This is a genomic window from uncultured Ruminococcus sp. (genome assembly GCF_937915125.1).
In the GTDB taxonomy this organism is placed as follows: Bacteria; Bacillota; Clostridia; order Oscillospirales; family Ruminococcaceae; genus Ruminococcus_C.
Map to the genome: position 1 here is coordinate 1 of NZ_CALDMP010000016.1, position 25,717 is coordinate 25,717.

Below are 25,717 nucleotides of genomic sequence, written 5' to 3' on the forward strand. Positions count from 1 at the left end.
TTTGATTTATGTCTTATGAGACGTATGCTGATTGAACAATAAAAATGCACCCCACTAGGCAACTGGACAAATCTATGTCAGGCAGCCGGGTGGGGTGTTTTTTACTTGATTGGGTATATAAATGTTATTCATGATTCTGTGAAACAGAGAATATACGACTTTGTTTTCAATATAACGATCCCAATCAATAGCATTATCAGATACTTGCGGCAGGCTCTTCGGACGGCGGTTAATGCGAAAATTGATCTTGCTGAAATGCTCGTTATTTTTGATTTCATCCCGTTTCTCAATTCCGATATATCCGCTGTCACCGTATGCAACATTATCGTCTTCGCGTAGCAATTTGTGTGCTTCAGTAATATCGTGTACATTGGCTGGTGTGACCGTCACTGTATGCACCAATCCACTGCCGGAATCCACGCCAATGTGGCATTTCATCCCGAATTTCCATTCATTTCCCTTTTTGGTTTGATGCATTTCCGGATCGCGTTTCTTTTCTGCATTTTTGGTCGAGCTCGGTGCAGAAATAATTGTTGCATCTACGATTGTACCGCCGTGCATGATATGCCCGGTGGCTTCCATGACGCGGTTAATGGCCTTGGAAAATTCCTCGCCCAGATGGTTTTCTTCAAGCAAATGACGGAATTTCAAAAGCGTTGTTGCATCCGGAACCTGCTCCTCCATAAAGTCAATATTCATGAATTTACGGAAGGCATAGCTGTCGTAGATCGCATCCTCCACACCCTCGTCAGAGAGGTTAAACCAGATCTGCAATAAATACATCCGCAGCATTTTTTCGATACCTTTGGTCGGTCTGCCGCGCTTGCCGTTTGGATAATATGGGCGCACAAATTCTACCCATTCTTCCCACGGGATGATCTCATTCATGATGTCCAGGAATTCTTCCCGCTTTGTTTTCCGCTTTCTCAGGCTGTATTCATAATCGCTGAATGTCATCTGGCTCACCCCTTTTTCCTCCTGTATCTTGGACTTTTTTCTATTATACCATATTCGTGGCGCAATGGGAAGATTTAATTAGTGTTTCCTTAGAATTTTCTACTCTGTATATGCCGTCTCAAAATTCCCCGCAGTTATGGTTCTGGGGCGGCATATACAAGTGGGGAGTTTAAGTTGATAGATTAAAAAAGCCAACAAGTCATTTTTATTTGATACTGTGGCGATATGCAGTTGGTGTGATGCCTGTTATGTTCTTAAACTGTTTCATGAAATAACTCTCTGTGGAATAGCCACAACGGACAGCAACTTCTCTAAGTGTCAGATCTGTTTCTGCAAGAAGCTGCTTTGCCATTTCCACACGAAATCCGATCAGTTCCTCAAAGACGCTCTTTCCGAAGAATTGCTTGTAATATTTTTGAAGCGTACTTTTGGGAATGCCAGATTCAAGACACAGCATTTCAATTGTCCATGGCAGATTTGGCGAATTCCGGAGAGTACTGCGGAGCTGATCGAGTTTCTTCCGCATGGTAGCACGGTTCCGAATGTTGGCTGGTTCCGGTTGTGCTGAAATCACATCGGTTCCATGATCCGGCAGACGGTCAAGTGCAATTTCCAGATCGGATACAAAATGCAGATAGCTTTGGTCATAGACCCAGTTGTGTTCCCCATAAGAAATGGAAATCATTCCAAATTGCCTTGCATTCAGATGAAGAGGAGAAAGAAACAAAACCGCCGGCTGATCGGATGACTGTAGGAAAGAAGCAGCAGTATTTTGCAGTATGTTTCTGCTGTCTGTTTTCGGCACGCCGTCTGCCAAACAGGACGCTGCAAGGCGGCACTGTTTGTCTGCCTCATATAAGTAAATGCGTACTGACTGCATCAGATACAGAGTTTTGCTGTGCAAGAGTGCCCGCCGCAGCAAATCAGGAACCGTTTTTGCCTGTGCCAGATCAGATGCCATGTTATCACCGAACACTTTCTCCTCCCACATTCTGGGGACAGTAGCAGTGGAATCGGATAAGAGCTGCTTTGTCGGAATACTGGTACAGCCGCAGGAGTTTCCAAGCAGAAATCCGCTTTCAGGACGATGTACCTTACTGCACAGTAAGCCTGTCATATTGCGGTATAGCCGACGGACAGCATCTGCTCCGAGATGGAAGTGATTGCGTGCATAGGTGGTCAGCATTACATCCACATTGGCAGCAAACGGAAAGCCGTCATATCCGGTCACAGCAACATCATCTGGTACACGTATGCCCTCTGCTTGCAGTGATTTAATGAGTGACATTGCCATTATGTCGTTGCCGCAGACAACTGCCTCCGGCATGGGCAGCTCACCGGAAAGCAGACGATTAGCATAGGCGACGGCAGAATCATACCAGAATGTGCCGTAGGCATAATAGGTCTCATCATAATGCAAGCCATGCTGCTCCATCATATCTTGCCAGGCACGCAGTCTTGTCTGCGCCTGAAAACTATCCTCTGGACCGGTCAGACAATAAATTCTCCGGTAGCCGTGCACTTCAATCAGATGTTCCACAACTTTGCTGAAATCATCGTAGTCATCATACTGCGTGCTATCAAACACAGGATGCTCCCGTTCATCCACTGTCATGATAAATTTATTGGAATCCAGCAAAAGCTGTTCGATCTGTGTAATTACTTCGTTTCCCATGGTGGTGTCATCCTTGACGTACAGGAAACCATCGAAATCCTCGGAAGCGATCAACTGGTAGATCTCTCGTTCGGCAAGTCTGTGTTCTGGTGTGCTGTTGATAAAATGTACCAGCGGCGCTAATACAATGACATCACAGCCGCACACCCGTGCCTGTGCGATTGCCCCGCGGACGATATTTCGCATGTGATTTCTTGCTAAAAGTGAAGTCACAATCCCAATCAATGGTCTTTGGTGCATCATCTATCCCTCCTGACCTTCAAAAGTGTTATTATACTATTATATCATATTTGTCTACATAAATCAAGACAATATTACAGTGAGATGTGCTTTATTGTAAATTTGTTTTTGAGATTTATACGATATTCAATTGACAGCCGCTATAGCAATGGTGTACAATATTATTATACGATTTCTCATATTTTATGCTAATATATCACATGTATGACGTAATCAAAGGGGGGTATGAAGAACAGAAAGAAACTGGCTGCTGTACTGCTTGTGAGCGCACTGTGCTTGACACCTCTGAGGGTAAAGAACTTGACATCCGGATATGAGGTAGGTGACAGGGTCAGAATGGATTCCTCCATACCGGTGATATTGTAAGCTATGGAACATCCAATTTCGCCGGATATGATTCATGTGGGAATCAGACAATTGATACAGGTTACGAAATCACCATTGGCGACTTCTCCAATGGCCAATAAACACAACTGTAAACAAAGTTTTCATAGGAGGAAATATGATTCAAATGAAAAAAGTAATTGCCACCGGATTAGCATCGCTGCTTTGTCTGGGGACAGTATTCACAAAGCCTGACATGTCTATTAAAACAACTGATTTGACAGCAAGTGCTGCGTCAGAAATTACACTTTCAGATTTACCGGAGGAATATCAGTATGCGGCAGATTGGATATGGAATAATCGAATTCTCGGAGAAAAGTCAGTTGAGGCATGGGATACGATCTATGATCAGATCGTTGCCGGTGACGGAACGCTGAATTATGTCATAAAGTGGCATTCATACAAGACTATCACATTGCAGCAAAGGCAGAATCTTCAGCAAGTTTTGGAAACAGCAGTCAACGAATGGACTAACTGGCTTGTTGGCTATGATGATTGGCCTTATGAACATGTTAATGTAAAAATTATTGGCTGGGCGGTGCTTGATGAAAGTTGTCTGCTTGACAGGCAGTCTTATGAAACGGTTTATACATCCACTATTCCATATGACAGTTCTTCTGATATTTCTTCTGGCATGGGCAATTCAACTATTCCGACTATTGAACCAATTGCACCGCCAGAACTTTTCAGATATGACCACTGGGCAGATAAGAGTTATGAATATCCCGGCGGCTATGAAAACCGTTATGATATGTATCTTCAAGCAACACAGGGATTGATTGACATCGGCGGCTATGGCTACTATTGGGGGCAGCAACTTTCGGATAATGCTGTACTTGGTCTTAGTGACGGTACTACAAGCGTACATATTCTCCTGCACGAAATGGGACATGGTTTCGGGCTTACTGATTTTTACGGCGGCGAAGGTGAAAGTGACGGATTCCCACCAGGAGGCTTTCCCGGAGGCGGTACATCCATCATGATGGCTGGTTCCTCTTCCGTAATCACAGATTTTGACGGTTGGTTCTTCCGCTATGTATGGTCGAAAATTAAGGAGGAATCAGGCAGATTTGACCTTTCTGAATCTCCTCAGACGACGACAACAACTGCAATAACAACTACTTCAACCAATCCAGTAACTACTACAGTTACAACGACTGTTAAGCCCATTAACCCCGGAGAAAATGAAACGGCTTTACATGTTACATATGACAGTAGTAACAATTATTGGCTGGTTGATACTAACGGAGCTTCTCATATAACCATTCAGGCGCAAGGACTTCCATATGCAGCCCTCAGCGGTATTTACGGATACTGGGATAACAATTCCCAAAAGTGGATACAAAACAATTGGATGATGCCGGATAGTCTTGGACCTGAGGGTATCAGCTCGTTTACCGTTGATATACCTGAGGATGAGTATACAACCCAGATTCAGATTCAGATTCATTATTACGCGCAGTGGGACAACGATGCAAATGATATGGCAGATAAGGATCCTACAGGCGTATTGTTCTCAGCTGTTGGAAGCGGTAAAGCTCAGATTGTTACAACACCTGTAACTACTACGATAACAACAACCACAACCACAACTACAACTACCACAACTACCACAACCACAACAACAACTACTACCGTTCCTGTTACAACAGATCTGCTTACCACTACAACAAAAACTCCTAGTATTACCAAACTGCCCGGAGATGTAAATGATGATGGTATATTCAACATTTCTGATGTTGTAATGATGCAGAAGTGGCTTCTGGGCATTGGCAGTTTAACCGATTGGAAGGCTGGAGATCTGTATGGAGATGGCAAAATCAACGCATTTGATTTGTGCATGATGAAAAGAATGCTTATCAACAGTTAACGCTTCTCTCTATCTGAACAATAGGAGAGATTGGGTTTATTTTTAATTTAAAGGAGGATCTCATGATGTTCAAACGAAGAAGATTAGCGGCAATGGCAGCTGCAATAACGGTTATTGTGAATGGCACAGGAATACAATTGTGCAGTCCATCACTTGTTTCAGCGGCCGAAGAAAGCGAGAGCATTTCACGCATCCGGGTGGACATTAACAAAAATGATGGCAGAAAAGCATCCTATGCTAAAAATGCAAATAACTGGATACTTGTGGACGGTGCCTCTCCTGCATACGAGCTAAACGGCATTACTTTTCAACTCTCCAATGGTGGAAGCGTCGGCGGAGACGTAACAGGGACAAATAACAAAAAGCTTCAGCTCCAAAGCCTACAATATCCATATTTGACAATGGATGGTGCTAAGATTAAAGACGGTGACGATGGAGGTGTCCTAAAGTTAGAGATTAGTGGACTTTCAAATGAGAATCATTCTTTGCAAATGTGGCACTGTAATACGGATGGTTATACCAACAGCAATCTGAGTATTTCTGTGAACGGAAAGAAAGTGCTTTCTGGAGTGAACTGTCCCACAAATGTAAAAGATGAGAAAGATGCAGGTATCTCTTATGTCACTTGGAGTGGCAGCAGTGTTACTATTCTCATTACACCGGAAGGCGGCGGCACTCAGGACGTTGCATGGCTAAACGCTTTTGAGCTTGACGGAAGTGATCCTGTAAACGGCGTATCCAGAATGTATCCGGACGACCAGTGCGCTCATCTTGATACATCAAAGGGACTTTCATGGACAGCAGGCGAGAATGCCCAGTCCCATGATGTCTATATAGGAACAAATTATAGTGAAGTTTTTAATGCTGACCACAATTCCAAGGAATTCAAAGGCAATCAGACTGCCACTACATATTCCCTTGACGACAGCTATTCATCTATTCCGACATATTACTGGCGTATTGATGAGGTAAACAGTAGTGGAATAGTCAAAGGTGCTGTTTACTCGTTTCAGGTGAACCGCCTTGCATTCCCGACAGCTGAGGGCTATGGACGTTTTGCAAGAGGCGGAAGAGGCGGATATGTTTATCATGTAACCAATCTCAACGATTCGGGAGAAGGTTCTCTCCGTTACGGACTTGAAACACTGAAGGGCGCAAGAACAATTGTATTTGATGTAGGCGGAGTTATTTCTCTCAACAGCGTTCTTTGTATACCGGACGATGGCGGTGATGTTTATGTTGCAGGACAGACTGCTCCCGGCGACGGTATAACCCTTATCAATTATACTTTCGGTGCCATGGGTTCAAAAGATGTAATAATCAGAGATATAAGAACCCGTGTAGGTGATGTCAGCGGAAAATCAATGGGCGGAATGGGGCTTGGAAGCTGTGATAATTCTATCATTGACCACTGCTCCATATCATGGGGAACTGACGAAGGTTTCTCATCACGAAGTGCGGCAAATATTACATTTCAGTGGAGCATTATTGCTGAATCACTTAACAACTCAGTTCATTATAACGCAGACGACCGTAATGATGTTGAACGTCATGCTTTTGCAGCATCTATCAGCGGTTACACAGGTAGCTTTCATCACAATCTTCTGATTCACAATACAGGCAGAAACTGGTCGCTGGCAGGTGCTATGGAACAAGATGCAGTTACTTACGGCGGTCAGCTTGATATCCGAAACAATGTAGTCTATAACTGGCAGGAAAGAACTACTGACGGAGGCGTTCGCAGACTTAATTTTGTAAATAACTACTACAAGGCAGGACCAGTCAGCAATACTAATATGCACATAGTTTCCATTGACGGAAATGAACTGAATACAAGTGATATGCAAAAAATGTATGTTTCCGGAAATGTAATGGCTGATATAAAAGGGAATCAGCTCCTAAAAGCTACTGATGATGCATGGGCACAGGGCAAGGCTGTATCCGGAGGTAAAAATTCAACTGAACAGGACGTAAGAAGTGATACACCTTTCTTTGAGTCTTATGTAAATACACAGTCTGCTGAAGAAGCATATGATTCAGTAATCACAAACGCAGGAGCAAATACGCCTGGTTTTGACTATCTGGACAGCCGTTATCTGACAGAGGTTAAAAACGGAACTTACACTTACAAAGGAAGCAAAGACGGTTTGCAGGGTATCATCGATAGCCAGGAAGATGTTGGAGGATATCCGACAAACAGCACATTTAAGGGAGGTACTGCGCCTAAGGACACTGATCAGGATGGTATGCCTGACGCATGGGAAACTGAGCATGGTCTGAATCCCAATGACGCTTCTGACGGAGCAATAGTGTCTCTTTCCGGAGATGATTACACCAACCTTGAAATGTACCTCAATGAACTTGCAGGAGACCCGGTTGAATATAACGGAAACATTACCCGTGAACCTATAACAGGAAGTCTCATCAAGAGCATTGATGTTAAGGATACCACTTATTACAGCAGCTGGGCAATAGATACAAGTCTTGAAATTGGTGATAAGGTATTTGGTGACAGAACAATTGAAAAGTCAGCTTATTCGGAAGTGCCGAACAAATACCAGGGTGCTGAACATGTTCTTACTCCTTGTGATTCAAAAAATTCAGAAAAAGAACAGGCAGAACTGACCGCCGCTGAAGATATCACAGTATTTGTGGGCTTTGATACAAGAATAACTTCAATACCATCATGGGTCAATGGCTGGACAAAGGAAACAGAAACTATTAAAACCTCTAACGGCATTACTTTTGAAGTGTATTCCAAAGATATAAAGGCAGATGAAACAATAACTCTTGGATCCAATGGTCAGGCAAATGGTGTTGTAAACTATATTGTACTCGCAGCAAAAGAGAACATTTCCTCGCCCATTATTCTTGGAGACCTTAATTGTGATGACTGTGTCAATGTTTTCGATTTAGCAATGTATAAGCAGTACATACACGGTACAAGAATTCTTGAGGGTCAGGCACTGGCTAACGCTGATATTAACAATGATGGTAACCAAAACATTGCAGATTTGATTCTTTTGCAAAAATTTTTGTTGGGAAGAATTAAAAACTTTAATAATTAAGGTTGATATCAATGTTCCCAAACACGATATACATATCTGCGGTGTATGATTTGCAACAAATTAGAAAGCAGCAATATTCATCTTGAAGTCTGGCGATTATAGCTGCTTTTAATATTTTATAAAAAGGAGGTGGAAGTTTGAAAAAAATACTAAAGAGAGGAGCGGCAGCATTGCTTGGTGTTATTACAATGCTGTCAGTTCCATCAGGAATCAGTTTGAATAAAAATACTCCGACAGTTGAAGCTGCTTCTGATAAAATACTTGCCTTTCCCGGAGCCGTTGGAGGAGGAAAATACTCCACAGGCGGACGAGGCGGAGAGGTTTATCATGTGACAAATCTCAATGACAGCGGAACAGGCTCATTCCGTGATGCTGTCAGCAAATCCAACCGCATTGTCGTGTTTGATGTCAGTGGTACGATTGAACTCAAAAGCAATATTCTCTGCCAGAGCAATGTTACGATAGCAGGTCAGACTGCTCCCGGCGGTTCGGGTATCACACTGAAAAACTATAAAATGGGGATGTCTGGAGACAATATTATCTGTCGTTACATCAGTTCTCGTCCAGGCCCCTATGCCTCAACAAGCTCCGGTAATGATGCCTGGGGAGGAGCAGCAGGCTCAAACTCCATTATCGACCACTGCTCCATGGGCTGGACAACAGACGAGCAATGGGGACTTTATTCAAATAACATGAACTATACTGTTCAGTATTCTGTAATAGGTCCGGCTGACTCATGGGGCGGTCATAAAAAGGGACTTCATGGCTTTGGTCTCATGATGGGTAAGGGCAATCTCACCTTTGACCATAACCTGATCATACACAATGTATCAAGAAACTTTCGTGGAAAGGTTCAAGGTACATATACCGCAGACTTTACCAATAATATCATCTACGACTGGGGTTATCAGACAGCATATGGTACGATAGGGCATCTGAATTATGTCAACAATACCCTCAAAGCAGGAAACTCTACGACCGGTGGATATCACTGGATGAATGTCGACAGCAGCACGTCTCCTGAAAACTTTAAGGTGTACTGTGACGGCAATCGTCTGATAAACAAAGACGGCTCACTTCATGATATCACAAACGACAATTGGTCGGGCGTTTCTGTCAAAACAAGCATAGGTATTACCAAGGATGATCTTTATTCTTCAACACCTTTCCAAACCATTATCAATGGTACAGATGTTTCCTCCGTAAATGATGTCGAATCTGCGGAAGCCTCATACGAGCACGTTGTCAGCTTTGCTGGAAACGGTATTGCTCCGGAAAAGCGTACTGCCATTGACCGCCAGTGTGCTGATGAGACCAAAAACGGCACCGGTTCATGCAGTGGTACTTCTGATTATGACTCTACTCAGACAGATCTTGACAAGTACAATATTCAGTGCGGTGTGACCTATGAATATCCGTCGGCTGTCCTTACAAAAACGATTACAGATACCGACAATGACGGAATGCCAGACGAATGGGAACTTGCAAGAGGACTCGATCCCAATGATGCTTCAGACACAAACGGCGATTACTGCGGTCAGGGATATACTAATATCGAGTACTATATCAATGACCTTACAGTAGACTCATTTCCAGAGGGTGTGGTTACACTTTCGCCAGAAACAACACAGGTTGAACCGGTTTCAGCATTTGAAACGATTGAGGCAGAAAATTTTGACGAGCAGAGCGGTGTTAAGACCGAGGACTGCTCTGAGGGTGGACAGAACATTGGCTATATCGAAAACGGCGATTATGTCATGTTCCGCAATGTGGATTTTGAGGACGGCGCAAAAAGCTTTATCGCCCGTGTTGCAGGCGGTCAAGAGGGCTGTGCAATCGAAGTCTATGTTGACAGTCTCGACGGCACACCAATAGCAAAATGCAGCATTCCGTCCACAGGCGGCTGGCAGGACTGGACTGATGTTTCCTGCAATACTGCCGCAGTCACCGGCAAGCATACGCTTTATCTGAAATTCACAGGCGGCGAGGGTTATCTTTTCAATATCAACAATTTCGTCTTCGGACGTGAGGCAATTCCGCTGAATGGCAAGCTGATAAATAATCTCATAGTCAACGATTCTGAAAACAGTGCAGATTGGTCGATAAGCGAGGGCATGGCAAACGGTTCGCTGATTTATGGCGACAGAAATTTTACCGCTTTGAACCTTCCGGCTGAATTGGATGGCGCAGAATATATAAAGACTGCCTGTGATTCTAAAAACTATACGGATACGCTCGGTACTTTTACTGCCGGCGCAGATATTTCTATATACACTGCGCTGGACACAAGAGTAAACCCAGTTCCGGACTGGCTCAGTCAGTGGGAGAAAACGTCACTCTCCTTTATAAGCTCAAATGATGTTACCTTTGAACTGTACAAAAAGAGTGTCAAAGAGGGTGAAACTGTCACTCTCGGCAGTAACGGACAGTCTGCAAACTGCGTCAACTATATTGTGCTTGCAATGACTGAAAAGGAAATGGTCAAAGGAGATGTCAATGCAGACGGAGTGTTCGATGTTGCTGATGTTGTCATGATGCAGAAATGGCTGCTATGTGCAGGTGAATTAACCGACTGGAAAGCAGGTGATTTATATGGAGATAACATGATAAATGCATTTGATTTATGCCTTATGAAACAAATGCTGAAGGAGAGTATATCATAAAATTGCACCAAAGAATAACAAATATGATCGTTGTAGTATTAATGAGTCTGCCTGTTATTCCAATTAAAGAAATTATGACTGACTCTCCACAGTTGATTGTAACAGCGGCTGATATTGCTTATCCAGTGCAGGAATTTCGCATTGCAGTCAACGGCACAAACCACAATTTGAATATGTACAACAGCAAAAATAGATTTTACTTGAATTCGTGAACGCTGGGCGGCAAAGATAATGAAAAATGGTGTCTGATACGAATCCCATATTAACCTGCTGAAGAAAATGCTGCTATCATTTTGTCACTCTGTGCCCCCCCTCCTCGCCCTTGCTAGGCGACAGTCTGCCTGCGGTTGGGCGTCATGACCCACAAAATGCTATCTGGAAATTTTTAACAAAACGATGTGAGACTAGTGGAAAAGGTCGAATTATTCTGACCAAACTATTTTATATTGTTTGATTTTTCTGTCTCAATAATCAGGGATAGAAATCAAAATAAATCAAGGAAATCTCTGTATAGAGTCCAATTACCATGTTCCAATTTCCAAAAATGAGGAGTTGAATGTACTTATGTACAGACGACTCCTTGTTTTTATGATATGGAATGTAACATGTAGAATTTCAAAACAATTCCAAAAGATATATTGTACCCTTACCCGTACCCTTACGCCAATAAAAAAGCTTTGGAAATAACGGAAATAATGGTATGAGCGCCGTAAAAAATGACGCATTTTCGTAGAAAATGATGTGTATTGAAACGGTAAAAAATGAAATTCTGATTCTCATAACCCGAAGGTCGTTGGTTCAAATCCAGCTCCCGCAACCAAACCAAAAGAACATTCGCGCAAATGAAATAATCGGAGGTGCAACTTGATTATTTGTTTGCTTGAATGTTCTTTTTTATGTTTTTCAGCGAAAATGCTTAAAAAATATCGCATCATCTCGACTTTTTCTTTATAAATCAAAGTCTGTGGAACAACCAGGAAAATGCAGTTGCACGCCAATTCCGTAGAATAGATGCATTGTTTTTCCTGCATTTATTACCCTCAAAACAGAAAAATACATCTACCGTACATCTACCGATGAAAAGTAATTGAAAATTTCAGAATTCTATGGTATAATAAAAAGGACAAGCGAGTGGAAGTCGCTTGCCCCTTTTGTTATATCTCCATAGGAGAATGATAGGTTATTTTAACGGCACATAATCTGTATCAATCACCTGTGATGAATTTTGATTGGGCTGCGTAAAATCTACGGTTACTGTAGTTGATACATTGACCCTCATATCACATGGACAACCGGTCTGCTGCATTCTGCTCATAGCAGCCATACCAATTTTTGTGTATGCCGTCTTGTCCTGCGCAGAAACGCCTTCAAAATTCTGTACTGCCTGCTGCATCTGATCGAGATCGGTGTGCTGGTCTGCACGAATCACCAGATTGCGGCTGCAGTCAATTTCAAACAACGGCCTGTCTACAGATTTTGCTGTAGGATACTGTTGAGAAACGGATTCCTCTGGTGCAGTCTCCTGCTGCGCCAGTGAAGTATTTCTCATCTGATTGGGATAAGGCAAGTTGACTGCCCCTGTATTTCCCGAAGTCATACAGGTATAGTCTGGCTGGCTTCCCATGGGCATTGGCTGTGGGATATAGCCAAAAGGTATTGGTGCAGGATAATCCTGCGCCTGGAAAGTTGGAAAAGCGTTTTGTGCTTTTTGATTCATATTCATTTTCATTTTCATGTCCTCCTTACTTGACTCCGCTTGAATCTCGGGAACGATCTCTTCTTTTGGAATGCTGTTTTGATTTCTTTGCAGCTGTTCCTCCATAAATATCGGATCTTCCTCTGCTGGAATATCCGGAGAAATATCTGTATTTAACTCAATACCCTGATATACAGGCATTTGCTCCGGCGGCTCCAGAAAATCAAAACCATCCTCCGACGTGTATGGCTTGGAATCGACCATGTCATGACAGCACATCTGGATGATGTCAATATCATGCTTCTGAAAGATTTTGTTGCAGAATCCTTTGAACGCGTTCAATTTTGACGGGCTTTGAGAAAATTTCTTGCCGGTCATAAATGAAACAGAGTTCAGAAGAAAATGCAGATGTGTATGTGCCGTATCCTTATGTACTGCAAAGGTACTCTGATAGTCCTTGTAGTAGTCGGCAATTTCTGCTCCGATCTGCATACATAATTCATTCGTCAATTTCTCCTCTGGCGTGAGGGATACCACAAAATGTTCCCCTTGTTTGCCGTGGGTTTTGTGGTAAACTTTTTTCACTGCCATCATGTCCGAGATGGGATGTTTGCAAGTGCAGCCCCTGCTGTTTACCAGTGTACCGTCCGCTGTCTTTATGGGATCGGAAATGTACTCATACATATCCTCAATATAGCGTCGGTTATCATTAGCACCGTTCACAAATTTCACCAGCGACATTATGCATCCTCCTCATCATTGGAACGGATATCTGTCAATTGCTCTGAAACGGCATTAAATGCTTCGATCAGCTCTTCCATACTCTGAAGCAGGCTGAGCGTATACTTATTGGACAGGACTCCATTTTTCTGCGCATTTTGCAGTTCAATGTGAATCTGAACCAAGCTTCTTGCAATTTCACTGCCCGAGGCAAGAACCAGGATTTTTTTGTCACTTAAAGCAAGTGTCCGGACAAAATCGCTGACATTCATTCCATGGTATTTTGCACTTTCTTCCACCTTCATTTTTTCAGGTTCGGAAAGACGTATTTCAATTTTCTTATTTCTTGTTTCAGCCATTATCTGTTTCCTCCGTTACATCCTGACATTCGCGAATCTTGCTATGCATGTCCTTACTGATTTTTTCTGTCATGACGGGAATTTCAGGTTCAGTCTCCTGTACCGTTGTTCCTTTGAAGCGAATCCCACAGAAACCGTTTACATATTTTCCATTGTACAATACTTTCTTGTACTGGATTTTCTTGCTGAAATTCTTGATGCCTTTGTAAAAACCGTTTCTGCCAATGGGCGGCATATCGTTTTCTCTGCACCAGGATTCATAAGTGTGTGATAACACAAGGGAAGAGATAGATCCGTTTGTATCCAGCACGCAGGATTCCTGCAGAAATTCTTCAACACTGTGAAGCTCCATTCTTTTGTGTGCAATCATTTCCTCTGCTTCCTGTGACATGCAGAAATCATATCTGGATTGCACAAACGCTTTCAGCGTGTCAACAGCCATCGAAAAAATCACATCTTTTTCTGCAATCAATTTCTCCTCCAGCTCCGGATCCTTCTGTTCATCCGGAATGGCTCTTGTGAAGGGGAGGATGACCAGACGGTCATAGACCGCATCATCCGGATGTGCGAAATTCAAGTCGCAGTTGCTTGCAAAAATAAACTTGAGCGTCGGCAGAAAATCCTTGCTGTTTTCATACAGATTGCGGCCTGTTGTCTCTTCACAGGAAATCAGGCTCTTAAAGCTGTCCTCAAACTTCATGGGTTTGTTGCTGTTGTCTCTTGATATGTTGATGCGCTTGCCAACATATTTTGCTTTGGACTGTTGATTCGACATGGTGTGAAACGGTTCATGAGAAGCCAGGTCTTTTCCAACCACGGTTTCCATGAGGTTCAGCCATGTGGATTTTCCGGTTTTCCCTAAACCGATCATCAATGCCGCTTTTCTGCCCTTCGTCAAGGAAGAACAGCAGTATGCCGTTGTACGGAGCAGACAATTGAGATTTTCCATGCCGATGCTGGTTTCCACATATCTTTTGAAAACAGGCGCATCGGATAACTGGCGGTCTGGGATATAGTTGAAGTTCAGCATATAGTTGAAACAATATCGAATGTCATGCTGCAGCAGTTCTTGCTGCATGATGTCAAAAACACCATTGGTAACATGGAGCAGATATTGATTCTCAAAGAACTTTTCTTCCATGTCACGCTGTAATTCCGGCAGGAAAACCAACCGCTTATAACACTCTTTGATTGCTGAACTGGAAACGATCAGCCGTGAAGAGGGGGAGAGCATGGTGAAAATGACTGCATATGCTTCTTCTTCATTGATGCTATGATAATAGTCGTTACATCTCATATACGGTTTTGCATTGTCAAAAACCAGCATACCTGATGTCATCATGGCATCTGTTAATGTTTCGACCATTCCTTTTCGTTCAGGAATTTCAATAGAGGGAATGGCTTTGCAATATTCCTGTATTGTTTTCATATTCATAAGAAAAACTCCTTTCAATTTTGTGATCCAGTCTGACAGAGAAGGATCTTGAATTTATACATATATGTGAATATCAAATGGCAGTTGGGAAGTATCCCACTGCGATATTCATAAGCTGAAATGAGATTCAAATTAAGCCTCTTTTTTCAGCAGGCGCTGCACTGTTGCATGTAGGTTTCCCATTGCTGTATAATGGCTCTGCAAATCTGTATGCACATAGGTACGGGCTGTAAAGTCTGTACTATAATGTCCCAGCAGTGTGCTGATGGATTTGAGATCCATTCCATCCTTTAAGGAAGTAGATGCAAAGGTGTGCCTCAGTGTGTGCGGCGTTATCTTTCCGGATAGTCCAGCTTTTTCTACCATTTCCTTGAACCATGTTCGGAATGTCGTAGGATCAATCGCTTCCCCGATCTCATTGGAAATGAAATAGGGGTTGTCTTTGTACAAGCCAAAACTCCCTGCAGCTGCATGTTCCTGTCTGGCAATATGGAGCTGTAATGCGCTGAGGACTTCTGGCAGCAATGGAACTTGCCTTACAGAGTTTTCTGTTTTGGGATCAGAAACCCGCAGGATGGTTTTTGCTTTGCCGGAGGCACTAAAATCCGTGACTCTTTGCAGGCTCTTCCGGATATTCAGATAGTCAATGCCATTTTCTATCTGCAAGCTGTCCCGGCGAAGCGCACGCAATTCACCGATACGAATACCGGTAAAGAGCAGCAGAATCATGCCGATTTCCCAGCGCTCTCCATGACATGCATCCAGCAGCGATTCTTGCTCTGCATAGGAAAGACAACGCATTTCCTTTTTCGGGATTTTCGGAAGTTCAACGTAATCAACCGGACTTGACCAGATGTATTGATTTCCGACGGCTTGTTTTAACGCTTTGTGGAGCATCTGAAAGATGTTCCGGATGGTTTTGGCGCTTAGTCCGCCGCTACCGTCCAATTTTCCATTCTCTTTGAGAAATAGAACAAACTCCTGCAAAGCATTTGTTGTGAGCTTATCCAGAGGTATTTCAGCAATCCTGTGCTGCTGAATGTGCTCCAGATAAGTCATATAATTCATTCTGGTGCTGTCCCGGATGTTGATGCAATAGGCCTTTAACCATTGATGCAGCCAGTCGATCAGCCTTGTGTTGGAGTCAAGGGTGACTCGTCCCAACATGATCGAATTGCGCATGGTTGTCAGCCAGTCAGCACATTCCTTTCTGGTTTTTGCATAGAAATACTTTCTTTTGCGCTCGCCAGAGGGATATGTCACCCAGATCGCAGCTTGCCACTTGCCATCTTTTCGTTTTACGATGGTGCCCTCGCCGTTTCCTTTTTTGGACATACTATCATCTCCTAAAAAATATTAAATTGTCAAGTTGCCAGTAAAAAATATGATTGCAGCATGCATTAACTGCTGTCAATATAATTTTGACTTTTCATGGATAATCCCTCTCATTTCTGGACGATTGTCTGCTCATGGAGCCACAATTGTAGTCCTTGTTTTGGAACTAAGATCCTGCGCCCGATACGGACGTGGGGGATCTGGTTCGCTTTTACCAATGCATATGCTTTGGTGCGTCCGATCCCAAGCAATTTTGCTGCTTGGGGAACGCTATAGCAGATGGAGTGTTGGTTCATGTTCTCACCTCCTGCTCATTCGGAATGATCCCAAAGGGATGAGCTTCTGCATAGGGAACAAAACGGATTTGTTCATAGCAATCTTCCTTTTGGGATAAAAATATGGATTTCACGTTGAATGCAGAGGCATTCTGTGATATAATAGAAGAGGTGGATCTCTTCCTACCTAATATTATGGAGTAGAAGCAGTTGAACGTCAATAGGTAAATAAGTTGCACGAGTTGAAATATAGAGAATAGTGGTTGAAATGTAGAAGATAGCAGTTGAAATATAGAGGAGGGTGAAAAAATGAAACGTTATAGACTATGTGGAGGCATATTTTTCTTGCTTTTAACAATAGCGAAACGCGATAAATCTTCGTTGGATACAGGCAAATCAATTACAGAGAAAGAAATTCTGCAGGAACTTTTTAAAATTCCAACCTTGAAAAAATTGCCACTATCGAAATATGATCCATATAACTATAAAACATGTAAACTTCATGGTAGTGTGAATCTTCAAACTGATAAAACCTGTGAGAAAAATTCGGGAATAGAACTAAAAAAGCGAATGGACAAAGAATATGCTATTTGCCTATCAGAGATGAAGTGCTTTATTGAGAAATATATAGATGTCGAAGGAGAGATGGACAAATGGCTTGTTTATGCTTTACTGGAGTTGATTGAAATCGATGCAACGATTGCAAGTGAGCAACCTTTCTATATTCAAGATAACACCCATCCTGTACCCAAAAAAGATCTTACGACTTTAGACAAGGTCAATCTTCCTGCATTTTTGCTTGGTATTTTTTTATTTGTTCTTACTGAGATCGAAGATAACAAGGTCGGGAAAGAGACATATGAGGAATGGTGTCCAGCAGGAGAAAAACACCGAAGGCGTAAATTTAATTCGACTATAGGGCAAAATCCCAAGCATACTCTTTTGATTGAGTGTATCATACCTGAGAATAGCGAAGATAGCCCAAGCGATGGTGACAAAGCGGAGAGCACAGCAGATACGATGCAGATACAGCGTGCTCCCATTTACGATACAACACTAAGAACAGCAAATGATGCCTTAGATTATGAGAATGCAAACAGCCTCCAGATCTTCCTTTCGCAGGGTCATTACCAGCTTATCATGACAAATCAGGAAATTCACGGAGCGAAACATGTGGATGTTCCATTAGAATGTGTTTTAAGCTATGGAGGAGCTTCATCTGAAATAAAAGAACGCTGCGCAGATCTCTCTGAGGAAAGAATCGCAGAATTATTGACCTATCCGGCTATCATATGTAATGAAAACAATTTTCAAAACGGCAAAACTGATGAAAACCAGCTTGCGATTCTGGCACAGCTTAAAACAATCAAGAAGAGAGAAAATGCTGTACGCCTTGGGTTTCAGCCATTAGCTGCCTTTCTTCAGACGGAACTTAATGAGTACGCAGCAGACTTTGGTTTCAGTTCAGACGGGACGCTTGCAACCTTAAATACACCGCATTGGGTCGTTTGCGAGAAAAATCTCTTCAGAGAGTTTCAAGATGCGGGGATTCCGTTTTGTAGGTATACCTTACTTTATCAAAGCAGCATCCTTAAGTCAGATATTCCCACAGACCAAACTGAATTGCTTGTCACAGATCTTGAAAAGCTCCATATAGGCAGCTACAAAACAATCAACCCATACCTGTCAGTGCCGCATCTTGAAAACGAACAAGTATATCGGCACACTGCTGTCTTTCAATTTAAGAATGTTTATGTTCATGGAAAACGCTTTATCAGGCTTTCTACATCATGGAACGGTATCAGCATTTCAGGTGATCTATCTCCAGAAAATTGGACATCAAAGAGCTATATGAACAATTTTGCGAATGCAGGGAGTGGTAAGATCACCGCTATATTTAAGGTGATTCGTTATGAATCAAATAGCGTTCAATTCTTGCTGTTAATGGAGGTTAAGGATGAGTAGTAAAGATGAAATGAAGCTTGCATATCGCTATGGATATTTTGCTGGCAGAATCATCACTGAAGGTGTTATACATCCCGACTTACAGGTGGAAAATATTGGTTTTGACAAAGACGGCATGGTACTCATTGATTTTGCGGATGCAGAAAAAATACGAATTCCCGATGAGCTTTCAGTTCAGACCATAGATCGATTATCGGCTTCGCTGTTTCCGCTTTTTGATCACTTCACAGGTTACCGCCAAAAAAGCTATGTCTGGGCTGGTTTTTCAGCACGAGGCGGCGTGTTAGCGGATATTATCATGTCGAATTGTCGCAATAATGGATTCACCAGTTTTACTTTTCTTGAAAAGGAACAGCCTATGTCTGTTTTCCACCCTGAAGAGTTGTTGAGCAATCGCACGACAATGGATCTGATCCAGGAGTGGTGCGAGTGTCCGGTTGAAGAGGTGACAGAAAAGAATCTTACCAATCTTTTCGCCTATGGTGACGCTCCTGAAAGAAATGCAATCTCGTCATCAAACCGTTATTATCTTGATAGGCTCTTTTACGCAAGCAGTTTCTTGGAAATACCAGACGACCAATTGCCTGCGTTGCTCGCAAATGCAGGATGCTCTGCATTTCAGCAAGACAAGAAATACAGAGCATATGGATTGTTAAAAAAAGTGTTACCGCTGCTTTCCGGGCAATGGTTACCATTAAAAAAGATCTGCACAAATTGCTTCAATCGCGTTGTACATATGAAAAAATTAACCCCGGAATACAAGAGGATCATTGACGAATATATTGACAGAGACTATTTTGAACTGACATGGCTCTTAGATGATTTGGATTCGATCTCGAAATAGAGAAGAGGTTTTCCACTTTTCCAGTTTTTTTCGAAAAAATAAAATGTGGATTTTGCCATCATCTATAGTGCTGACGATATCCACATTACCTTCAAACACGGCAAGAAGCCATAGCATAATCACATATACGCAAGAAAATGGCTGCCGCACTTTTTATCGTGCAGCAGCCACTCTTTGTGACGTGATTCAATTGGAATGAGATTTCGACATACTTACATTACACAATATAAATTGTCACATATCTAAGGCGTGCAGTTGGAACATGGCTGCCGCCTTATGAACATTCTGAAATGCCCAGTCATCGCTGGAAAGTATAAAATTATTTTTTCACAAGTTCCTGCCTCAGAACTGCCATATCCATGCCGTTTACGGAACCGTTTCCGTTCATGTCGGCAAGCTTCCACTGACTCTTTGTAATGATCTTATTGCCAAGAAGATGTCTCTGGAGCATAACCGCATCGGCCACATTGACAGAACCGTCCATGGTGACATCACCTTGTACAAATTCTGCTGCTTCAAAATTAACCCCGTTTTCTTCTGCATATTTTGCTGCAGCTGAGCCTTCCGAACCGTAAATCGTGGTAGCTTCGTTTATTGACCATCCAAAACCGAGCAAACCTCCCCCACCGACATAGCCGATTGCCTTTTCGCCGATTGTTGTTACGGAATCAGGTACATATACATATTCGAGGTTTTTGCAGGTTGCAAAAGCATAGTCTCCAATGTTTTCCACGCCATCTGGAATGACAATTGATTTGATGGCAGTGTTCGCTAACAAACCATAGGGAATATTCGTAAGGGTCGCAGGAAGTGTTACTTTTGAAAGTGATGTGCAGTCAGCGAAAGCGCTTGCTTCAAGAAGGTCTACAGTATCCGGAATATCCACAGAAGTAAGACTTGTACACCCTGAAAACGCACAGTCCGCGATCTTGTTCAGATTTTCAGGGAATGTCAACTTCTTTATGGAAGAACAGCCCTGAAATGCACCAGAACCGATCTGTAGAAGGGTGTCAGGAAGAACAGCTTCGCGAAGGCTCTCACAATTCAGAAAAGCTCTGTCGCCTATTTTTGTCACACCAGACAAAAGTGTGACATTGACGAGAGAACGACAATCCTCAAAAGCACTGTCGGGAATTGTGGAGATATTTGCGGGAATCGTTACACTCTGGATATTTTCACAGCCGCAAAATGCGCCTGTCCCCATGGATGTCAGGGTGGAAGGCAGAGAAAGCTCTTCGGCATAGGAACAGTTAAAAAATGCATATTCGCCGACAGTCGTGACACCTTCTGGAAGAACGATTGCTGAAAGTTTGTTGCAATCATAAAAAGCAGAGTCCTGAATCGTTTTGAGCGTTGATGGAAAGGTCACAGTGATAAGATTCTCACAAGAATAAAAACATTCTGTTCCGATCGAAGTCAGGCCCTCGGGCAGATCGATTGCACGAAGTGCGCTGCAATACCGGAATGCACATTCACCAATGGAGGTGAGATCTGTTCCAGTGAATATGATCTCATCAAGAGAATTACACTCTTCAAAAGCGTATTCTTCTATGGTTCTGAGAGAAGCAGGCATGGTGATCGTTGTGAGACTGGAACAACCGTTAAAAGCACCATTGCCTATCAATGTCACACTGCTGTCGCTCATGGATACAGAACTAAGGTTTGCACAATCACTAAAAGTACTATCTTCTATTGTTGTCACGCTCTCAGGAATGGTGATTTCAGTAAGAGCTGAACGCCAAAAAGCAGCAAAGTTAATTTTTTTGAGTGTATCCGGAAGTTTTACTGTTGTTACATTGCTATCTTGGAAAACATACTCGGGCAGTTCCTGGATTTCCGCTTGAATGTCTGCCGATGTACAACTGGAACCTTCAAAAGCTGCATTTGCTATTGCGTCTACAGAAACGCTGACGCCCTCTGATAAATTCAAAGAATCTGAAATCTCCCAGTATTCGTCAAGCAATTCTTCAATATCTGTTACTGTGATCGTTTTGGGAACTACCAGTTCCTTGGCGCTTCCGTTATAGCCCGTAATAACAGCACTTTTCAATTTGGTGAGAAGCCTGTAATTAGAATATTCCGTTACCTCTCCTTTTTCGTCAAGAACCTCTCTTGTCTTGTCCTCATAAGCAGCATAGAGCGTATAGACAAGACCGTCCTCTGTTTCTAATTCCTCGAATTCCCATTCGCTCGAAGCGGCCGAGGCTGTAATGGAGCATCCGACAGGGGATGATGGCATGACCGATGCTGCCGGCAGGGTGCCGCCTACTATGCACAAAGCCATAACGGCGGCAATGATTTTGTTCACTTTCATACACAGGAACCTCCTTAAATTCTAGTTGTTTCCATTATTAAGAAACAGTTTTATTGTATCAGAAAAAAAGAAAAAAATAAAGAACCTTTCTTGTGCATTTTGTAAAATCGGACTTTCTGTAATCGATTTATTGCATAATTTTGCAATATTGCCTTATCATGAGCCTTTATGAGCTGGTGCTATGAAGAAGAATATTTCCTTATGGCAATACCTCATAATTTCCACTTGCTGCACATTTTCCAGTTTTCCAGATTTTTTGCAAAAAATAAAAGAGAATCAAGGACAGTGTTTTCAAGTCTTTTGAAGCATCCTGACATTTGCGAATCTTGCTATATTTGTCCTTACAAAAATTGCTTGTCATGACAGGATTTCAGGCTATAATTTTGGGGCTATCTATTACTCTTCCAGTTTTCCAGATTTTTTGCAAAAAATAAATGCAGATAGCAATTGAAGCTGTCTGCATTTACTTTTGCTGTGATTTTATAGGAAGGATTGCATTTGTGCAATTGCTTCTGTTTTTAAGGATTCAGTCACATGGGCATAAGTGTCAAGTGTAAATCCAACATTGGCATGTCCTAAAATCTGGGATAACGTTTTTGGCGACATGCCTGATTCTAAGGCTCTGGTAGCAAAGGTATGGCGCAATCCATGCACATTGATTTCACGAATCTGATGCCGCTTCAGCAAGTTTTTAAAGTCTCTTTGAAAGTCACGTGGATCAATCCAATTTCCGTTGGTAGTAGTGAATACATATTTTGGAGTTGGCAAACCGTTTCGCATCGCTTCCTGTTGCTGTACCTCATGATACCGACTCAGTTTTTCTGCAATTTCCGGTAGCAGGGGAATATTGCGAATAGAATGCGGTGTTTTGGGAATGTCAATTTTCATGACTGTTTTGCAGGTGGCGTTCTGATCTTCATTCTTTACACGATTGATAGCTTGCATCACACGGATATAGCTGCCGTCAGGATGCAGATGTACATTGTCCCAGGACAGAGCCAGCAATTCTCCCATGCGCATTCCGGTGTACAGATCCAGAAGAATTGCCATACCAAGGCGTTCTCCTGCAAGACATTGCTGTAGCTTTTTCTGTTCTTCAACGGTGAAGTATCGCATTTCACTTTTCTTGCGTTTGGGGAGTACTGTGAAATCAGTGGGATTTCGGAGAATCAATCCAAGAGCGACAGCTTGACCAAGTGCTTTATGCAGCATATTGTGTAAGTTACGAAGGGTTTTGGGGCTTAAACCACCCTTACCACGCAGATTTCCATTTTTCAACTTGTTGTTATAGAACTGCTGTAAATGCATGGGAGTCAGGTCACAAAGCTTGATATGACCAATTTCAGGCTGAATATGCTTGTGAATATATGTTTCATAATTTACCAGCGTACTCAGGCGGATTTCATTTCGGGCATAGGTATCAAGCCAAGTGGTGAGCCATGAATAAAGTGTTGTCTGACAAGGCTCCATATAGGTATTCGTTTTGATTTCAGATAATAGCTGATTGACTTTTTCGGAAACTTCCTTTTTGGTTTTTCCATAGAAATATTTCTTCTTTGGTTTCCCATCGGTGCTGTAAAGCGTGACGACACCGCGCCAATGTCCCTGTTTATCCTTGTAAATGCTGCCCTCGTTGTTTGCTTTTTTGCGCATGGTATCACCAACTTTCCACAGAACGAAGTTCTTCTTGCAAGACGGAAGGCTCCATTAAAAAGGCTTCTATCTCATCGTAGGAATAGCCATAGTCCAGCAACTCCATCACTGTATCCGGCTCTACGCCAAAGCAAGTGCACATCTCTAAAATGGTATCCAGTTCGGTTTCATCCTCTTCCAAATCGTATTCCGAGAAGACATAGGGATGTCCCCACCGTTCAAAGCTGAATGTGCGAAAGGAATCCCTTGCCATATTGCCGAAGCGGTTGATGGAGAGAATATCGCCGGCATCTGTGGCAATGACTGCATAGGGATAGTGACTCAGCCCGCATGCTTTCAGTGCATGATTTATGATGGACTGTGTAGAAGCGTAAACATATAGCCCCAATTCTTCGAAGAGAATCAGGTGCATAGGGCTGGAACCTTTGACGAAATACAGCGTATTCTTCTCATCCAGCAGGGTAAATGCGAAGCTGCCTTCTACAGCTTCTGCCGTAGCTTTCAGGGATTCAAAATCCAGTTTTCCAGCCTGCTCTAGCAGCTGCACTGCTACATAGCTGTCTGTTTCTATTTTTGTGGCAGGGAGTTTCTTTTCTTTTCGCAAGTCTCTGTCGTTGTACAAAACGCCGTTGTGAGCAAAGGCAAATTCTCTTCCGGCATAGCCACGGAATGGGTGGTTATTGTAGTTGAACTTCTGATTGCCCTGCGTGGTCAGGCGAGTGTGTCCCATAACAGCAGTCGTTCCATACGGCACACGGAAATGAACTTTATGGGCAGGCTTCGGACGCTTGAATATAGTAATCCTGTTGTTACGGACATAGGAGATGCCGCTTGCATCTGTACCACGTTCTTCCGCTGCATTGGCGAGAGATTGAGTCAACCTTTGCAGTAGGCGAGGGGAAACCTTTCCCTTATAGTCCAGCCATCCAAATAATGCACACATCTTACATCTCCTCCTCTGCGGTGATTTCTTCATTGACGTACAGGCGACGCTCTTTCAGGTACTGGATTAATTCCGGTTCGTTAATGGTTGTCATAAAAGCCGACCAAGAAAGTCCTTGCATCTCCTCATCCGACAAAGCAAAAGCCACATCACAGATGCGGTTGACCATCTGCAATGTGGCAATGAGGGTATTGTATTTGAGCGTTCCACGGAACATGCGGAATTCGATTGTGGCGTGGTTGCACAGGTTTACGGCGGAGTATCTCCCATAGGATTCCTTTGCTTTGTCGAGAATTTTCTTTGGCGTGGATTCATAGCCATAGCGGGCTGCCCAACGGTTCATGGCAACTTCGGAACGTCTGGAAAACCGGAGCATTTCATTCCAATGCTGCTCTACAAAGTAGAGAATGCGGGAGATGGTTTCCTCCTGTCGTTCCCGTGTCTCTCCAAGGCTTTTTCGATTGACATGGACGTGCAATCCGCAGGTAGATGTCTGGTGAGAACGATAACCAAGGTGGATGCATTTGCGGAGAATATCCTCCCAGCAGTATTCCTTATGGTAGTCCAATGTCATGGGATGGGTGACGATCTCCATGCCGTCATTGAGACTGCCGTCGGATTTGATGTAAATGCAGTCATCTGAATCATTGCCAATGTTGAGAATACGCTCCGCATAATCACTGTCCTTGCCGGCAACATCAATCTCCAGTTCTACACCGAAATAACGGTTGCCATTGCCGTAAAAGATCGGGTCGGGCTTGTAGCCGTAATCGTGGATATATGTATCCGCAAGCTCTTCAAAGCAGGATTCGCAGTAGTAGTTATCGTTGTGGCTGTAGACATCGTTCATGTGTACCAGGCAATCACAGTTTGTGCAGCGTGTGTAGTGCTCTTCATAGCAGTGCTGGCAGAGAGTGTGGTAATCGTCTCCGTAGATGTCATCATCGTAGATCAGCGCACCGCATTCATCGCAGGTGCTGCAATATTGCTCTACACAGTCCGTGCAGACAATGTCCTCGCCTACTATGCTATAGTCGTCAGTGTCAATGGGTGCTCCGCAGTGGGAGCAGTACAGTTTGTTTTCTTCCATTTTGCGTTCCTCCAGATAATAAAAATTGCCGTCCCGGATGAATCGAGACGGCGTTTGTTTTGGGTTAATATTCTTCTGCCAACAGCATCGTGCAATGGTCGCCATCATCTATGACATAGATTTTGGCAGTGACGGGATGGGGCAAATTCAGCAGGTATTCTCTCTTGAATTCCGGCTGTTCCTGCTCATGAATAACGCTTTGCATCTCTCGGCAAATAGAAAGCCGAAAGA

General features: G+C 43.0%; 18 protein-coding genes. 6 read left to right on the forward strand and 12 right to left on the reverse strand.

Going from position 1 to position 25,717, the window contains the following annotated elements:
- Positions 1–72 precede the first annotated feature (72 nt).
- Entirely contained in the window at positions 73–888 is an 816-nt protein-coding gene (locus Q0418_RS01420) for an IS5 family transposase (RefSeq protein ID WP_298481760.1), read from the reverse strand.
- Positions 889–1,162: 274 nt separating this feature from the next.
- A complete protein-coding gene (locus tag Q0418_RS01425; RefSeq protein ID WP_298481761.1) occupies positions 1,163–2,875 on the reverse strand; it encodes a substrate-binding domain-containing protein in 1,713 nt (570 codons plus the stop codon).
- A gap of 499 nt (positions 2,876–3,374) precedes the next feature.
- Here Q0418_RS01425 and Q0418_RS01430 point away from each other — a divergent pair, with 499 nt between their 5' ends.
- From Q0418_RS01430 to Q0418_RS01445, 4 genes are all read left to right on the forward strand, one after another.
- Positions 3,375–5,126 (forward strand): dockerin type I repeat-containing protein, encoded by a 1,752-nt coding sequence (locus tag Q0418_RS01430; protein WP_298481762.1) that lies wholly within the window; start codon positions 3,375–3,377, stop codon positions 5,124–5,126.
- Between the two features lie 62 nt (positions 5,127–5,188).
- Entirely contained in the window at positions 5,189–8,194 is a 3,006-nt protein-coding gene (locus Q0418_RS01435) for a dockerin type I repeat-containing protein (protein WP_298481763.1), read from the forward strand.
- Positions 8,195–8,331: 137 nt separating this feature from the next.
- Positions 8,332–10,857, forward strand: a complete 2,526-nt coding sequence (locus tag Q0418_RS01440; RefSeq protein ID WP_298481764.1) for a carbohydrate-binding protein — start codon at positions 8,332–8,334, stop codon at positions 10,855–10,857.
- Positions 10,858–10,880: 23 nt separating this feature from the next.
- A complete protein-coding gene (locus tag Q0418_RS01445; RefSeq protein WP_298481765.1) occupies positions 10,881–11,069 on the forward strand; it encodes a hypothetical protein in 189 nt (62 codons plus the stop codon).
- Positions 11,070–12,037: 968 nt separating this feature from the next.
- Here the strand turns inward: Q0418_RS01445 and Q0418_RS01450 are convergent.
- From Q0418_RS01450 to Q0418_RS01470, 5 genes are all read right to left on the reverse strand, one after another.
- Positions 12,038–13,294, reverse strand: a complete 1,257-nt coding sequence (locus Q0418_RS01450; protein ID WP_367276206.1) for a relaxase/mobilization nuclease domain-containing protein — start codon at positions 13,292–13,294, stop codon at positions 12,038–12,040.
- Positions 13,294–13,632, reverse strand: coding sequence for a plasmid mobilization protein (locus Q0418_RS01455; protein WP_298481766.1), 339 nt, complete (start codon positions 13,630–13,632; stop codon positions 13,294–13,296). Before Q0418_RS01455 ends, Q0418_RS01450 begins: the two co-directional genes overlap by 1 nt.
- Complete coding sequence (locus Q0418_RS01460; protein WP_298481767.1) at positions 13,625–15,067, reverse strand: phage/plasmid primase, P4 family; 1,443 nt, start codon at positions 15,065–15,067, stop codon at positions 13,625–13,627. The genes Q0418_RS01455 and Q0418_RS01460 overlap by 8 nt, the downstream gene beginning before the upstream one ends.
- Before the next feature lie 132 nt (positions 15,068–15,199).
- Positions 15,200–16,402, reverse strand: coding sequence for a tyrosine-type recombinase/integrase (locus tag Q0418_RS01465; RefSeq protein WP_298481768.1), 1,203 nt, complete (start codon positions 16,400–16,402; stop codon positions 15,200–15,202).
- Between the two features lie 110 nt (positions 16,403–16,512).
- The gene (locus Q0418_RS01470; RefSeq protein ID WP_298481769.1) at positions 16,513–16,698 is read right to left on the reverse strand and encodes a helix-turn-helix domain-containing protein; all 186 of its coding nucleotides are present in this window, start codon (positions 16,696–16,698) and stop codon (positions 16,513–16,515) included.
- Positions 16,699–16,986: 288 nt separating this feature from the next.
- Here Q0418_RS01470 and Q0418_RS01475 point away from each other — a divergent pair, with 288 nt between their 5' ends.
- Entirely contained in the window at positions 16,987–18,642 is a 1,656-nt protein-coding gene (locus Q0418_RS01475) for a hypothetical protein (protein ID WP_298481770.1), read from the forward strand.
- Complete coding sequence (locus Q0418_RS01480) at positions 18,635–19,486, forward strand: hypothetical protein (RefSeq protein WP_298481771.1); 852 nt, start codon at positions 18,635–18,637, stop codon at positions 19,484–19,486. The genes Q0418_RS01475 and Q0418_RS01480 overlap by 8 nt, the downstream gene beginning before the upstream one ends.
- Positions 19,487–19,805: 319 nt before the next feature.
- Here Q0418_RS01480 and Q0418_RS01485 read toward each other — a convergent pair whose 3' ends face one another.
- The 5 genes from Q0418_RS01485 to Q0418_RS01505 all read right to left on the reverse strand — a co-directional run bounded on the left by Q0418_RS01485 (position 19,806) and on the right by Q0418_RS01505 (position 25,703).
- Positions 19,806–21,800, reverse strand: coding sequence for a leucine-rich repeat protein (locus Q0418_RS01485; protein ID WP_298481772.1), 1,995 nt, complete (start codon positions 21,798–21,800; stop codon positions 19,806–19,808).
- Between the two features lie 480 nt (positions 21,801–22,280).
- Entirely contained in the window at positions 22,281–23,453 is a 1,173-nt protein-coding gene (locus Q0418_RS01490) for a site-specific integrase (protein WP_298481773.1), read from the reverse strand.
- A gap of 4 nt (positions 23,454–23,457) precedes the next feature.
- Positions 23,458–24,396: a class II glutamine amidotransferase gene (locus Q0418_RS01495; protein WP_298481774.1), complete on the reverse strand. Its 939-nt coding sequence runs from the start codon at positions 24,394–24,396 to the stop codon at positions 23,458–23,460.
- Position 24,397: 1 nt separating this feature from the next.
- The gene (locus tag Q0418_RS01500; RefSeq protein WP_298481775.1) at positions 24,398–25,486 is read right to left on the reverse strand and encodes an amidoligase family protein; all 1,089 of its coding nucleotides are present in this window, start codon (positions 25,484–25,486) and stop codon (positions 24,398–24,400) included.
- A gap of 64 nt (positions 25,487–25,550) precedes the next feature.
- Positions 25,551–25,703, reverse strand: a complete 153-nt coding sequence (locus Q0418_RS01505; RefSeq protein WP_298481777.1) for a DUF960 family protein — start codon at positions 25,701–25,703, stop codon at positions 25,551–25,553.
- Positions 25,704–25,717 lie beyond the last annotated feature (14 nt).

Bases quoted from the DNA above. Each gene is read 5' to 3' on its own strand.
- Q0418_RS01420 (WP_298481760.1), bottom strand. From the start codon at position 888: ATGAATGAGATCATCCCGTGGGAAGAATGGGTAGAATTTGTGCGCCCA.
- Q0418_RS01425 (WP_298481761.1), bottom strand. From the start codon at position 2,875: ATGATGCACCAAAGACCATTGATTGGGATTGTGACTTCACTTTTAGCA.
- Q0418_RS01430 (WP_298481762.1), top strand. From the start codon at position 3,375: ATGATTCAAATGAAAAAAGTAATTGCCACCGGATTAGCATCGCTGCTT.
- Q0418_RS01435 (WP_298481763.1), top strand. From the start codon at position 5,189: ATGATGTTCAAACGAAGAAGATTAGCGGCAATGGCAGCTGCAATAACG.
- Q0418_RS01445 (WP_298481765.1), top strand. From the start codon at position 10,881: ATGATCGTTGTAGTATTAATGAGTCTGCCTGTTATTCCAATTAAAGAA.
- Q0418_RS01450 (WP_367276206.1), bottom strand. From the start codon at position 13,294: ATGTCGCTGGTGAAATTTGTGAACGGTGCTAATGATAACCGACGCTAT.
- Q0418_RS01455 (WP_298481766.1), bottom strand. From the start codon at position 13,632: ATGGCTGAAACAAGAAATAAGAAAATTGAAATACGTCTTTCCGAACCT.
- Q0418_RS01460 (WP_298481767.1), bottom strand. From the start codon at position 15,067: ATGAATATGAAAACAATACAGGAATATTGCAAAGCCATTCCCTCTATT.
- Q0418_RS01465 (WP_298481768.1), bottom strand. From the start codon at position 16,402: ATGTCCAAAAAAGGAAACGGCGAGGGCACCATCGTAAAACGAAAAGAT.
- Q0418_RS01470 (WP_298481769.1), bottom strand. From the start codon at position 16,698: ATGAACCAACACTCCATCTGCTATAGCGTTCCCCAAGCAGCAAAATTG.
- Q0418_RS01475 (WP_298481770.1), top strand. From the start codon at position 16,987: ATGAAACGTTATAGACTATGTGGAGGCATATTTTTCTTGCTTTTAACA.
- Q0418_RS01480 (WP_298481771.1), top strand. From the start codon at position 18,635: ATGAGTAGTAAAGATGAAATGAAGCTTGCATATCGCTATGGATATTTT.
- Q0418_RS01485 (WP_298481772.1), bottom strand. From the start codon at position 21,800: ATGAAAGTGAACAAAATCATTGCCGCCGTTATGGCTTTGTGCATAGTA.
- Q0418_RS01490 (WP_298481773.1), bottom strand. From the start codon at position 23,453: ATGCGCAAAAAAGCAAACAACGAGGGCAGCATTTACAAGGATAAACAG.
- Q0418_RS01495 (WP_298481774.1), bottom strand. From the start codon at position 24,396: ATGTGTGCATTATTTGGATGGCTGGACTATAAGGGAAAGGTTTCCCCT.
- Q0418_RS01500 (WP_298481775.1), bottom strand. From the start codon at position 25,486: ATGGAAGAAAACAAACTGTACTGCTCCCACTGCGGAGCACCCATTGAC.